We start from the raw sequence: 12,449 nt of genomic DNA on the forward strand, positions 1-12,449 counted from the left end.
GCCGGCTCCTACAAACGCCGCCGTACCTGTAGGAGCCGGCCTTGCCGGCGAACAGCTTGCCCCATTGCTGCACCATGCCTGCCCCCGCTGCACCGCCTGAAGGCAAAAACACCCCTCACAACCGCATCAAACCCAGCAAAACCCCAGGTTCCATTGCCCCAGGCCAACTTGGCACACCCCCTGCATATACCTAAGCACAACCCAGTTTTGGGGACCTTGGTACAGGCAGGCCGGGGAATCCCCTCTTTTATTCGTGCAGTTTCACCTGCACCCTCCAGCGGCCCTGCACCGGCTCGCCGGCCCAGTCGCCGCGCAGCGGCCGGGCCGCCACCAGGCTCAGCAACAGGCCCTGGTCGCTGTTCTGCAGGCGCCAGCTCACGGGCTTGCCCGCCAACTGCAACTGACCCTTCTGGCTCCGCCCGCTGGCCTGGAACACCAGCGCCAGCGTGCCCTCGACCTCCTCGCCATGCAGTTGCGGCTCTTCGTTGAACCACAGGTTCAGGCCATCGGCCACCACCTCCACTCGCTCCAGTACCCGTGGTTCAGGCGCGGTGAGGCGGCCGATCATCAGGCCCACCAGCATACCGAACAGGGCCATGGAGAACAGCACCCGCGGCCACAGTTTCGAACGCGGGTCCGGTTCGGGGGTAGAATGCTCGTCATCTTTATGCTCGGAGCCGTGCATGTTTCACGTCATCCTTTTTCAACCGGAAATTCCACCGAATACCGGCAACATTATACGGCTGTGCGCCAACAGCGGCTGCCAGCTGCACCTGATCGACCCGATCGGCTTCGAACTGGACGACAAGCGCCTGCGCCGTGCGGGCCTGGATTACCACGAGTACGCCACCCTCAAGCGCCACAGCGACCTGCCCAGCTGCCTCGAGAGCCTGGGCAACCCGCGCCTGTTCGCCTTCACCACCAAGGGCTCGCGGCCGTTTCACGACGTGGCCTTCGCCCCCGGCGACGCCTTTCTGTTCGGCCCCGAAAGCCGTGGCCTGCCGCCCGGGGTGCTCGACCCGCTGGGCAGCGACCAGCGCCTGCGCCTGCCCATGCGTGAAGGCTGCCGCAGCCTGAACCTGTCCAACACCGTGGCCGTGGCGGTGTACGAAGCCTGGCGCCAGCAAGGTTTTGCCTGAGGCATGAAAAAAGCGCCCCGAAGGGCGCTTTCAACGTACCGCAGTCAGCTTACTGCAGCGAAGGCGCTTCGCCTGCTTCCTGCATGCGCTGCATCTCTTGCGCGTACAGGGCATCGAAGTTCACCGGCGACAGCATCAGGGCCGGGAACGAACCACGGGTCACCAGGTTGTCCAGCGCTTCACGCGCATACGGGAACAGGATGTTCGGGCAGAACGCGCCCAGGGTGTGGCTCATCGAAGCCGGGTCGAGGTTCTTGATCAGGAAGATACCCGCCTGCTGAACTTCGGCGATGAAGGCAACCTCTTCACCGTTCTTGACCGTGACCGACAGGGTCAGCACGACCTCGTGGAAATCGCCTTCCAGGCCTTTCTGTTTGGTGTTCAGGTCCAGCGCGACGCTCGGTTCCCACTGCTGGCGGAAGATCGCCGGGCTTTTCGGCGCTTCGAACGACAGGTCACGCACATAGATGCGCTGCAGGGAGAATTGCGGGGAGCTTTCGTCGGCTGCCGCAGCGCCGTTGTTCTGTTCTTCAGTCATGACAGATCCTTCTTTGCAGGGTCTTGTAGGGAATTCAGGCCTTGAGCAGCGCGTCGAGCTTGCCGGCGCGCTCAAGGGCAAACAGGTCGTCGCAACCGCCGACGTGGGTGCTGCCGATCCAGATCTGCGGCACCGAGGTGCGGCCGGCCTTCTGGCTCATCTCTGCGCGCAGCTGGGGCTTGCCATCGACCTTGATCTCTTCGAAGGCCACACCTTTGCTGGACAGCAGCTGCTTGGCACGCGAGCAGTAAGGGCAGTAGTCGCTGGAGTAGACGATGACGTTGCTCATGTCACTTCACCAGCGGCAGGTTGTCGGCCTTCCAGCTCGACACGCCGCCCGACAGCTTGGCGGCGTTGAAGCCGGCCTTGAGCAGGTCGCGGCACACGGCGCCGGCATGCTGGCCCAGGTTGTCGACCACGATCAGGGTCTTGGTCGCCTTGTGCTTTTCCAGCTCGCCGATACGCGCGGCGAACTTGTCCTGCGGGATGTTCAGCGCGCCGACGATGTGCCCGGCGGAGAACTCCTTGCTGGCACGGATATCGATGACCAGGCCCTTGTCGGCGTTGACCAGCGCGGTCAGTTCGCCGTTGCTCAGGCTGCGGCCGCCCTTGCGCGCTTCGGTGACGATCAGCAGGACCAGCAGAACGACGAAGATACCAACCAGCAGATAGTGAGATGTCGCGAATTCGATCAGGTGAGCAACCATCAGAGGGTTCCGGGCCGTTAAAAATGATGGGCAGTATACACAGCACCCAAGGCCGGCCAAAGCCCACCGGCACTGGTTGTCGACAGTAATTCTCATTGCCGGGCTGCTACCCGTCGGGCGGCAATGGCGGGCGCGCAAGGTTAATTCGTCACTGCTGACCAATTTGCCCTAAAATGCGTGTCTTTATCACCTGACAAAAGCGCGAGTGGGATAGATGACTAGCACGCCAAAACCCTTGGTCCTGATCATCCTGGATGGTTTCGGTCACAGCGAAAGCCACGAATACAACGCCATCTATTCGGCCACCACGCCGGTTTACGACCGCCTGCGCGCCACCCAGCCGCACGGCCTGATCTCGGGCTCGGGCATGGACGTGGGCCTGCCCGACGGGCAGATGGGCAACTCCGAAGTCGGCCACATGAACCTGGGTGCCGGGCGCGTGGTGTACCAGGATTTCACCCGCGTGACCAAGGCCATCAAGGATGGCGAGTTCTTCCAGAACCCGGTGCTGTGCGACGCCGTGGACAAGGCTGCCGGTGCCGGCAAGGCCGTGCACATCCTCGGCCTGCTGTCCGATGGTGGCGTGCACAGCCACCAGGACCACCTGGTGGCCATGGCCGAACTGGCCGCGCAACGTGGCGCCGAGAAGATCTACCTGCACGCCTTCCTCGACGGCCGCGACACCCCGCCCAAGAGCGCACAGTCTTCCATCGAACTGCTCGACGCCACCTTCGCCCGCCTGGGCAAGGGCCGCATCGCCAGCCTCATCGGCCGTTACTTCGCGATGGACCGCGACAACCGCTGGGACCGCGTCAGCGCCGCCTACAACCTGATCGTCGACAGCACCGCCGAATTCAGCGCCAGCACCGCCACCGCCGGCCTTGAAGCCGCCTATGCACGCGGCGAGAGCGACGAGTTCGTCAAGGCCACCCGCGTGGGCGAGGCCGTCAGGGTCGAGGACGGCGACGCGGTGATCTTCATGAACTTTCGCGCCGACCGCGCCCGCGAGCTGTCGCGGGTATTCGTCGAGCCGGACTTCAACGAGTTCCCGCGCGCACGCCTGCCCAAACTGGCCGCCTATATCGGCCTGACCCAGTACTCGGCCAAGATCGCCGCCCCGGCGGCGTTCGCCCCAGGCAGCCTGAACAACGTACTGGGCGAGTACCTGGCCAAGAAGGGCAAGACCCAGCTGCGCATCGCCGAAACCGAAAAGTACGCCCACGTCACCTTCTTCTTCTCCGGCGGGCGCGAAGAACCGTTCGAAGGCGAAGAGCGCATCCTGATCCCGTCGCCGAAGGTCGCCACCTACGACCTGCAGCCGGAAATGAGCGCGCCGGAGGTCACCGACCGCATCGTCGAGGCCATCGAACAGCAGCGCTATGACGTGATCGTGGTCAACTACGCCAACGGCGACATGGTCGGCCACAGCGGCGTGTTCGACGCTGCGGTCAAGGCCGTGGAGGCCCTGGACCTGTGCGTGGGCCGCATCGTCGAGGCCCTCGACAAGGTGGGTGGCGAAGCGCTGATCACCGCCGACCACGGCAACGTCGAGCAGATGGAAGACGCGTGCACCGGCCAGGCCCACACCGCCCACACCACCGAGCCGGTGCCGTTCATCTATGTCGGCAAGCGCAACCTCAAGGTGCGTGAAGGCGGCGTGCTGGCGGACGTGGCGCCGACCATGCTCAAGCTGCTGGGCCTGGAAAAACCGGCCGAAATGACCGGTACTTCGATTCTCGTAGACGTCTGAACGGCACGCCCCACGCTGCACGGTTCAAGCTGCAGGAGCCAGCGCCACGTGCGCTGCGCCTCTTGCGGCGTGCAGCTTGAAACAGGCAGCTGAATCGCATCCCGCTTGAAGGTCGTTTTTTTTGATCGCCATGGCGGGCATACTAGGCCAGTCTCCATCCTGGGTTCCGCCTACTCCATGCTTCGCGCACTTATCCTCATAGCCCTGACCTGCCTGTTCGGCCCGGCATTCGCCGACGAGCGCGCGCAAACCCAGCAGCAACTGGACGCCACGCGCCAGGACATTGCCGAGCTGAAAAAGCTGCTTGGCCAGTTGCAGCAGGAAAAGTCCGGCGTGCAGAAAGACCTGCGCGGCACCGAAACCGAAATCGGCAAGCTGCAAAAGCAGGTGGAGGCCCTGCAGCAGGAACTAAAAAAGACTGAAGGCGAGCTGGAGCGCCTCGACAAAGAGAAAAAAAAACTCCAGAGCGCCCGCGTTGAACAGCAACGCCTGATCGCCATCCAGGCCCGTTCGGCCTACCAGAACGGTCGCGAGGAATACCTCAAGCTGCTGCTCAACCAGCAGAACCCCGAGAAATTCGCGCGCACCCTCACCTATTACGACTACCTGAGCCAGGCCCGCCTGGAGCAGCTGCGCAGCTTCAACGAGACCCTGCGCCAGCTGGCCAATGTGGAAAAGGACATCGCCCTGCAGCAGGCCCAGTTGCTGGCCCAGCAAGGCACCCTCGAAACCCAGCGCCAGGACCTGGAAAAGGTCCGCGCCGAGCGCCAGCAGGTGCTGGCCAAGCTCAACAGCGACGTCAAGGCACGCGACCAGAAGCTGGCCGCCCGCGAACAGGACCAGGCCGACCTCGCCCAGGTGCTCAAGACCATCGAGCAGACCCTGGCACGCCAGGCGCGCGAAGCCGAAGAGGCGCGTCAGCGCGCCCTGCTGGCCGCCCAGGAAGCCGAGAAGCAGCGCCAGCGCGAAGCCCTGGCCGCCAACCAGGACGCCACCCCGAAAAAGCCCAGGGCAGTGCCCGGGCCGCTGGTTTCCAGCGACGGCGCCACCTTCGGCGGCGCTTTTTCTGCAGCACGGGGCAAACTTCCATGGCCGGTCAATGGTCGATTGCTGGCACGTTTTGGTGAAACCCGCGGCGACGACTCGCGAGCCAAGTGGGACGGGGTGATGATCAGCGCCTCCGCCGGCAGCCAGGTACATGCGGTGCATGGCGGGCGCGTGGTGTTCGCCGACTGGTTGCGCGGCGCCGGACTTCTGGTCATTCTCGACCATGGCAACGGCTACCTGAGCCTGTACGGGCACAACCAGAGCCTGCTCAAGAATGCCGGCGACGTGGTCAAGTCGGGCGAGGCGATCTCCACCGTCGGCAACAGCGGCGGCCAGGACACCGCCGCCCTGTACTTCGCGATTCGCCAGCAAGGCCGCCCGAGCGACCCGACACAATGGTGCCGTGCCCAGGGATAGGGGCACATCGTTCATTTCACGCTAGCCCCGCCAACCGGTGCCAGCGACGCTCCCCCGGGGGCAAAACCAGGATCAGGAGTTCGTTCGACATGCTGCATACGCCTCGCCTTACCTCGCTGGCCCTGACCATTGCCCTGGTCATCGGCGCGCCACTGGCCCACGCGGCCGAGCCTGCCAAGCCAGCCACGGTGGCACCGACCACGGTCACTGCCCAGGCGCCGCTGCCGCTGGAAGAGCTGCGCACCTTCGCCGAGGTGATGGACCGCATCAAGGCCGCCTATGTCGAGCCGGTGGACGACAAGACCCTGCTCGAAAACGCCATCAAGGGCATGCTCAGCAACCTCGACCCGCACTCCGCCTACCTGGGCCCGGAAGACTTCCAGGAGCTGCAGGAGAGCACCAGCGGCGAGTTCGGCGGCCTGGGCTTCGAAGTGGGCATGGAGGACGGCTTCGTCAAGGTGGTATCGCCCATCGACGACACCCCGGCCTCGCGTGCCGGCATCGAGGCGGGCGACCTGATCGTCAAGATCGACGGCCAGCCGACCCGCGGCCAGACCATGACCGAGGCGGTCGACAAGATGCGCGGCAAGATCGGCCAGAAGATCACCCTGACCCTGGTGCGCGACGGCGGCACGCCGTTCGACGTGACCCTGGCCCGCGCGGTCATCCAGGTCAAGAGCGTCAAGTCGCAGCTGCTCGAGGACGGCTACGGCTATATCCGCATCACCCAGTTCCAGGTCAAGACCGGCGAAGAGGTCGGCAAGGCCCTGGCCAAGCTGCGCAAGGACAACGGCAAGAAACTGCGCGGCCTGGTGCTGGACCTGCGCAATAACCCCGGTGGTGTGCTGCAGGCCGCCGTCGAAGTGGCCGACCACTTCCTGACCAAGGGCCTGATCGTGTACACCAAGGGCCGCATCGCCAACTCCGAACTGCGCTTCTCGGCCGACCCGGCCGATGCCAGCGAAGGCGTGCCGCTGGTGGTGCTGATCAACGGCGGCAGCGCCTCGGCCTCCGAGATTGTCGCCGGCGCCCTGCAGGACCAGAAGCGCGGCGTGCTGATGGGCACCGACAGTTTCGGCAAGGGCTCGGTGCAGACCGTGCTGCCGCTGAACAACGACCGCGCCCTGAAGATCACCACCGCGCTGTACTACACCCCCAACGGCCGCTCGATCCAGGCCCAGGGCATCGTGCCGGACATCGAGGTGCGCCGCGCCAAGATCACCAGCGAGCAGGACAACGACAACTTCAAGGAAGCCGACCTGCAAGGTCACCTGGGCAACGGCAACGGCGGCGCCGACCGGCCTTCGGGCAAGGCCGCGAGCAAGAAGGACCGTCCGCAGGACGACGACTTCCAGCTCAGCCAGGCGCTGAACCTGCTCAAGGGCCTGAGCATCACCAGCGGCAAGTGATGCGCTATCTGCTGTTCGCCCTGCTCTGCCTGGCCGGTACCGCACACGCGGCACCGGCCAAGGCCTACCTCACGCTGATCATCGACGACCTGGGGCAGAGCCCTGCGCGAGATGCGCGCACCCTGGCCCTGCCCGGCCCGGTCACCCTCGCGATCATGCCCGATACCCCGCACGCCACCGCGTTCGCCCGCCAGGCGCACAAGGCCGGCAAGACGGTGATCCTGCACATGCCCATGGACCCGGCCACCGGCCCCTACGCCTGGCACCCGGACACCCCGCTGCCGGAGCTGGAACAACGCCTGGGCGCGGCCCTGGCCAAGGTGCCCTATGCCAGCGGCATCAACAACCACATGGGCAGCCGCATGACTGCACAGCCGGTGCCCATGGCCTGGCTGATGGGCGAGTTGCAGCGCCGCCATCTGTTCTTTGTCGACAGCCGCACCAGCGCCGCCACGGTCGCTGCGGCCAAGGCGCAGGAACAGGGGCTGGCAAGCCTGTCGCGGGATGTGTTCCTGGATGACGTGCGCACCCCCGAGGCGATTGCCGGGCAACTGCGCATCGCCGTGGAGCTGGCGCGCCGGCAGGGCTCGGCCGTCCTGATCGGCCACCCCTACCCGCAAACCCTGGAGGTGCTCGAACGCGAGCTGCCTCGCCTGAAGGCGCAGGGCATCGAGTGGGTCGAGATCCACCAGATGATTGCCCTGCGCAGCAACCAGGCAATGGCGGCCCACGGTGCCGGCGGGCGCTATCGCGCCAGCGCCGGCGGCCAGTGAGGCGCCTACGCCAGGGGGCGTAGCGGAAACCAGCCCTTGATGAAGGCCGGGGTGAGGTCGGCGCGCCAGATCACGCCCATCTTGCCGGTGGTTTTCGCCTCTTCGAGCAGGTCGGCATAGCCTTTGGTGCGTTGCGCCTCCAGTTTGATGTGGCCCTTGCTGAACGCTGCCGTGGGCGTGTCCAGGGCAGGATAGTGCAGGTGCACGTACCATTTGTCGCCGCCCGCCACACGCACTTCGTACTCGTCGATGAAGTCGCCGGCCGCCAGGGCCTTGCGCGGCGCCTTGAATTCGATGTGCAGTTGCTTGCGCTCCCACAGATACAGCAGGTTGCGCGCGGTGGGCTTCTGCGCCTTGCACATGCTCAGGCGCAGGGCATCGGCTGCGCCCCTGAGCCCCTGGGCCTCCTGGCGCAGCTGGGCAACGGTGGCCTGCTCGGTATCGGGCAGGCCGCTGTGGCGCTCGAAGTCATCCGCCACGCGGATCAGCCGATCGGCCAGGATGGTCAGCGGGAACACGATATCCCCCGGTTGATGCCCGCTGCCGGACAACCCCTGCTGCTTGGCCTTGAGCGGGGCGACCTGATCGAGCACCTGGCGCGCCTCGCTGCGCAGGGCCTTGCGCGGCTTGAGGCCGACCGGCGTGGCGGGCAGTACGGTCTTGATCGGGTTCCAGTCATCGCCGCCGTGCTCGCGGTAGGACGCCACGATGCGGTGGTTGGCATCCTCGATATCCACGATCGGCACCGGCTCGCCGGGCGATGGCGCCCGTACCCGCCCCACCACCACCCGGCGGGTACGCGTGACGATCACCTTGCGCTTGCGCGTCGGCCGGGGCGTCGTGCTGGTGGCCGGCACCGTGACCAGGCTGTCCAGTTCTGCCCTGGCGCTGGCATCGAGCTCGTCGAGGGTCTGCACGAACGCCGCCAGATAGTCCTTGCCGGGCACCGGCGCGAACAGGTCGCCCACATACTGGGCAACCGCCTTGGCCCGCGAGTAGCAGTGCGAGGCCTCGCGCAGCACCTGGATGCGCTCCTGGGGCGTGAACTCCTGGGCATCGATGCCCAGCTGCTCATGCGAAAGCACCCCGGCGACGATGTCCGGGTCCAGCAGCAAGTCCTTGTAGAACGGGCGCTGGGTGGCGTCCGCGATACGCGTGTCCAGGCTCATGTAGCCGAGGATTTCCAGGTAGGCCGTGCGGATGCGCTGGGCGCTGAACACCTTGAGCTCTTCACGCTTGGCCTCGCCATAGCGGATGATCTCGTCGGCCGTGGCCTTGACCGCCGGCTCGCGGCGAACCTCCTCGACCAGGGCGCTGCAGGCCTCGGCCTGCTCCAGGGCCAGCAGGTGGAACGTCTCGTTCTGCGTGTTGGCCTCCAGCAACGCGGAAAACGGCTGTGCGGTATCACCCAGGGTGACCTGGAACGCATTCTCGATCCAGGCATCGTGCAACGAGATCTTGAACTGCTTGCTGTGGTACTGGGCCTGCAACTGCAGGCGCGCCTGGAAGTTCATCCTGAAGTTCAGGTTCAGCGCCTTGCTGTAGTCGGCCGCAGTGATATGGCCGTAGAAATCCGCCAGTTTCAGGGTTTCGCGGGCTTCGAGGGTGGTGCGCAGCAGGTCCTTGGCCACCTCGATGAAGGCGTCCTGCTCGACCTTGAGTGCCTGCTCGGCCACTTGCGCACGCGTGCGTGCCTGCTTCATCGCTACCAGCCGGGTCGCCGTGCGATCGAGCTGGTACTCGCGCTGGGCCTTGAACATCGGGTCGAGCAAGGCGTTGAGCTCGTTGACCTTGGGGGTCATGGCCACAATGCGCCTGAGGCAATCCTGCTGCGCCGACTCCAGCGTGGCGTTGAGCTGCTGAAGCTGCAGCCTGTTCTGCGCCTTCTTCTCCTGCAGGCTCATGCGCTTTTTCGGCCCGCCCCCGCGCAGCCCCAGGCGCAGGTCCAGTTGCCAGCTGCCTTCGCTGCTACGCCGCAGCCACGGGCCACGGCGGCGGCTGTCGAGGGGGTCGACGATGCAGAAGCGCCCCTCCACCTCCAGCACGCGGTACCAGCGGTCATCGAGTTTTACATGCGCGTACCCGTCGATCAGCGCCAGGCCGCGGCGCTCCCCCGTCTCGATCAGGCCGGTCGGCTCCTGGCCGGGCGTGACCTGCATCGGGCGCAGGAACGCACGCAGCTCGGGCGTCGCTTCGTTGCGCATGCCGCTCCAGGAGAAGTCCATGGCTGTCGGCAACGCATCGGCACTGCGCAGTTGCGGGCCCAGGGGTTGCTGCACCGGTACCAGCACGCCGGTCACCGGCAGCTCGCCGCGCACCGGCAACGTTTGCTGCAGCATCGAGGGCTGCACCTTGATCGGCGTCGCGCGCGCCATGCCGACCTCCCCGGCCCCGTGCATGAACACCGTGCTCAGGTTGAACAGCAGGTCGACCACGGCCTGGGCGCGCGTGGTGTCATCCCCCTCGCGCAGCGCCTTGAAGTCGCTGTCCAGGCTGCTGACCAGTTGCACCAGCCATCCGGCGACAGCTGTCGGCCCACGCAGGTAGGGCAGCGCGATATTGAACAGCAGCCAGCCCGCCTCCTTGAAGCGCAGCCAGCGATCTTCGGCGTTGGATACCGATTGCCGGTCACCCAGGGTGATCAGCGCATCCACCGTACTGGTGTAGAAATGCGCCAGCAGGTCACCGGTCAGCGCAGCGCCGCCAAGACGCGGCACGTTCACCCCCGGCACAGCCACCGGTTCATCCACCGTGATACCCAGGTGAGGGTTGGCAAAGCCGCCATTGGCATAGATGCGCCGGGCGTCCCGTCCCATCCAGCTCAGCACGCTGGCTTGCAGCTCGGGCTCCTCGAGGGCCTTGAACAATGCAGCCTCGCTGGCAAATTCGCGCAGCAGGGGCTCGAACAGCGGTCGGTACAGCACCCGCTCGGGCCTGCCGGGCAGGGCGAACACGAACATGTTGTCGACCACGTCGGGGCTGGCCCCTTCGCCACTGAGGAAGGTCAGCGGGCGCACCTCGACCCGGTCGGTCTGGTCGGTGCTCATGGCGTAGTCCACGCAGCGCAGGCCCTGGCGGGTGAAGCCCTGCTCGCCCCTGATCCGGTATTCCAGCGCCAGCAATGGCAGTTGTGCGCGCAGCGTGTCGGCGAACAGCTGCCGACGCTCGTCGGCCTGGCGTGCATCGGTGCGCATGGCCTGTTCGATCACTGCCAGGTAGTTGGCCCCGACATCCACGGCGGTGATGAGTGTCATCACATACTCGGCGCTCAGCCATGCGGCGATCTCGTCGCCATCGGCATGGGCAATGCTCATCGGGCCCTTGGGCAGGCCGGACAGGTTTTCCAGCGCGGCATCCACCAGCAGCAGCCTGACCGTCTCGACGAAGCCGAAGCCACCCTGGCCATAGGGCACCTGGAAGGTCAGCACCAGCTTGTAGGGGTCGTAGGTCGGACCGTCCGGTTGATCTGCCGCCATGCGCTCGCCCAGCGCCTTGGCGGCATAGTCACGCAGGGTCGGGATACCGTGGTCATAGGCCTTGCCGGCATTGTGCTGGTGCGCCAGCGCCATGCTCAGCCATTGCATGCGGTAGTCCAGGTAATCGGCCCCCGAAGCCTGCTTGAGCCATGCCGGCAGCTGGCCAAGCACCTGAGTGTCGGCAGGCGTCGGCACGAATGCCCGGTTGCCGGCCAGGCGCGCAGCCACATCGGACACCGTGGCAAACAACCCCTCGAGCTCGGTCACCGACTGCCCGCCCAGGCGCAGCGCCTGCACGTCGCGCAGCTGCTGATCGAGCAACGCCTCGGCCTGGACCCTGAACGGATTGCCTTCGACCTCCAGCAACTGCCACTGCAGCCCGACCAGCCGATAGGCGCCTTCGAGTTCGTCGGTCAACGCCTCGCCGAACGCCTTCAGCGAGGCGTGGGCGCTGACCTGACCTGCGGGCGTACAGCGCAGCACCTGCTCGCCGCGGACCAACACCAGATCGCTGAGCAGCATCTGCGTGCTGGTCAGGCTGGCGTCGAGCTGCAGTTGCACCAGGTACACCCGCACGGCCTGCTCGCCCTGGGCCTGACGCAGCGACCAGCGTGGCCATTGCAGCACCTGGCCCAGCATCCCGGCCCAGGCCTGTTTGCCGCCGGCGTGTGGCACCAGGGCCTGGGCCAGGGTTCTGGCCAGCCAGCTCAGGCGCGGAACGCCTTCACTGCCCCTGGCCTGCCAGTAGTTCATCAGAGCCCGCTGGAACTCGGCCACGATGCCGTCGGCAAACACCTTGATCATTTCGCGCAGGGTGTCCGCATCAAGTGCATGGCCCTGCAGCTTGAGTTTCACCGCGTCGGCCTGGCCCAGAAAACCGGACAAGCCCCCCGCATGCATCTGCAACGGTTCCCAGGTGCACAGGTTGTCCAGTGCAGCGTCCACCAGCGGGCGTACCTGATAGAACTGCGCGCTGCTGTCGGGCACGTACAAACGCAGCGCCTCCACATCGGCGGACAGCCCGGGGAAGTACTCGCGCAGCAAACGCTCCAGCAGCGTGACGCTGGCGCTGCGCAGGGTCGGGCGGCTGGCGAACTGCTCGGCCACCATGGCGGCGAGGGCATTGTCGGGTTCGGGCGTGGGCAGGTCTTGCAGGATATGCAGTGGCATCTAACACCTTCCATGAGTGATCG

General features: G+C 65.9%; 10 protein-coding genes. 5 read left to right on the forward strand and 5 right to left on the reverse strand.

Translation table 11 applies throughout. The features are described from left to right. Positions 1-247: 247 nt before the first annotated feature. Positions 248-685 carry a hypothetical protein gene (locus tag JZZ72_RS01130; protein WP_058541653.1) on the reverse strand — a complete coding sequence of 146 codons (438 nt, stop codon included), beginning with the start codon at positions 683-685 and terminating at the stop codon, positions 248-250. Here JZZ72_RS01130 and JZZ72_RS01135 point away from each other — a divergent pair. Next, positions 684-1,139, forward strand: a complete 456-nt coding sequence (locus tag JZZ72_RS01135; protein ID WP_210013909.1) for a tRNA (cytidine(34)-2'-O)-methyltransferase — start codon at positions 684-686, stop codon at positions 1,137-1,139. The genes JZZ72_RS01130 and JZZ72_RS01135 overlap by 2 nt on opposite strands. Before the next feature lie 49 nt (positions 1,140-1,188). Here JZZ72_RS01135 and secB read toward each other — a convergent pair whose 3' ends face one another. From secB to JZZ72_RS01150, 3 genes are read right to left on the reverse strand one after another with little or no spacing between them, the layout of a single operon-like run. Next, positions 1,189-1,677: a protein-export chaperone SecB gene (gene secB / locus JZZ72_RS01140; protein WP_043862197.1), complete on the reverse strand. Its 489-nt coding sequence runs from the start codon at positions 1,675-1,677 to the stop codon at positions 1,189-1,191. A 34-nt stretch (positions 1,678-1,711) separates the two neighbouring features. Further along, positions 1,712-1,966 carry a glutaredoxin 3 gene (grxC, locus tag JZZ72_RS01145; RefSeq protein WP_043862198.1) on the reverse strand — a complete coding sequence of 85 codons (255 nt, stop codon included), beginning with the start codon at positions 1,964-1,966 and terminating at the stop codon, positions 1,712-1,714. Position 1,967: 1 nt separating this feature from the next. Then, complete coding sequence (locus JZZ72_RS01150; protein WP_043862199.1) at positions 1,968-2,384, reverse strand: rhodanese-like domain-containing protein; 417 nt, start codon at positions 2,382-2,384, stop codon at positions 1,968-1,970. Between the two features lie 214 nt (positions 2,385-2,598). Here JZZ72_RS01150 and gpmI point away from each other — a divergent pair, with 214 nt between their 5' ends. From gpmI to JZZ72_RS01170, 4 genes are all read left to right on the forward strand, one after another. Continuing rightward, on the forward strand, positions 2,599-4,134 hold the full coding sequence (gene gpmI, locus JZZ72_RS01155) for a 2,3-bisphosphoglycerate-independent phosphoglycerate mutase (RefSeq protein WP_043862200.1): 1,536 nt from the start codon (positions 2,599-2,601) through the stop codon (positions 4,132-4,134). Positions 4,135-4,311: 177 nt separating this feature from the next. Continuing rightward, positions 4,312-5,598, forward strand: a complete 1,287-nt coding sequence (locus JZZ72_RS01160; RefSeq protein ID WP_043862201.1) for a murein hydrolase activator EnvC family protein — start codon at positions 4,312-4,314, stop codon at positions 5,596-5,598. Between the two features lie 89 nt (positions 5,599-5,687). Further along, positions 5,688-7,007 carry a S41 family peptidase gene (locus JZZ72_RS01165; protein ID WP_210013910.1) on the forward strand — a complete coding sequence of 440 codons (1,320 nt, stop codon included), beginning with the start codon at positions 5,688-5,690 and terminating at the stop codon, positions 7,005-7,007. After that, positions 7,007-7,780, forward strand: a complete 774-nt coding sequence (locus JZZ72_RS01170) for a divergent polysaccharide deacetylase family protein (RefSeq protein WP_123753324.1) — start codon at positions 7,007-7,009, stop codon at positions 7,778-7,780. The genes JZZ72_RS01165 and JZZ72_RS01170 overlap by 1 nt, the downstream gene beginning before the upstream one ends. Positions 7,781-7,785: 5 nt before the next feature. Here the strand turns inward: JZZ72_RS01170 and JZZ72_RS01175 are convergent, their stop codons facing one another. Further along, positions 7,786-12,426: a hypothetical protein gene (locus tag JZZ72_RS01175; RefSeq protein ID WP_210013911.1), complete on the reverse strand. Its 4,641-nt coding sequence runs from the start codon at positions 12,424-12,426 to the stop codon at positions 7,786-7,788. Between the last annotated feature and the right edge of the window lie 23 nt (positions 12,427-12,449).

This window comes from Pseudomonas palmensis (assembly GCF_017848315.1).
Classification (GTDB): Bacteria; Pseudomonadota; Gammaproteobacteria; order Pseudomonadales; family Pseudomonadaceae; genus Aquipseudomonas; species Aquipseudomonas palmensis.

Coding starts and splice junctions, on each gene's coding strand:
- JZZ72_RS01175 (WP_210013911.1), bottom strand. CDS start 12,426: ATGCCACTGCATATCCTGCAAGACCTGCCCACGCCCGAACCCGACAAT.
- JZZ72_RS01150 (WP_043862199.1), bottom strand. CDS start 2,384: ATGGTTGCTCACCTGATCGAATTCGCGACATCTCACTATCTGCTGGTT.
- grxC (WP_043862198.1), bottom strand. CDS start 1,966: ATGAGCAACGTCATCGTCTACTCCAGCGACTACTGCCCTTACTGCTCG.
- JZZ72_RS01135 (WP_210013909.1), top strand. CDS start 684: ATGTTTCACGTCATCCTTTTTCAACCGGAAATTCCACCGAATACCGGC.
- JZZ72_RS01160 (WP_043862201.1), top strand. CDS start 4,312: ATGCTTCGCGCACTTATCCTCATAGCCCTGACCTGCCTGTTCGGCCCG.
- JZZ72_RS01165 (WP_210013910.1), top strand. CDS start 5,688: ATGCTGCATACGCCTCGCCTTACCTCGCTGGCCCTGACCATTGCCCTG.
- gpmI (WP_043862200.1), top strand. CDS start 2,599: ATGACTAGCACGCCAAAACCCTTGGTCCTGATCATCCTGGATGGTTTC.
- JZZ72_RS01130 (WP_058541653.1), bottom strand. CDS start 685: ATGCACGGCTCCGAGCATAAAGATGACGAGCATTCTACCCCCGAACCG.
- JZZ72_RS01170 (WP_123753324.1), top strand. CDS start 7,007: ATGCGCTATCTGCTGTTCGCCCTGCTCTGCCTGGCCGGTACCGCACAC.
- secB (WP_043862197.1), bottom strand. CDS start 1,677: ATGACTGAAGAACAGAACAACGGCGCTGCGGCAGCCGACGAAAGCTCC.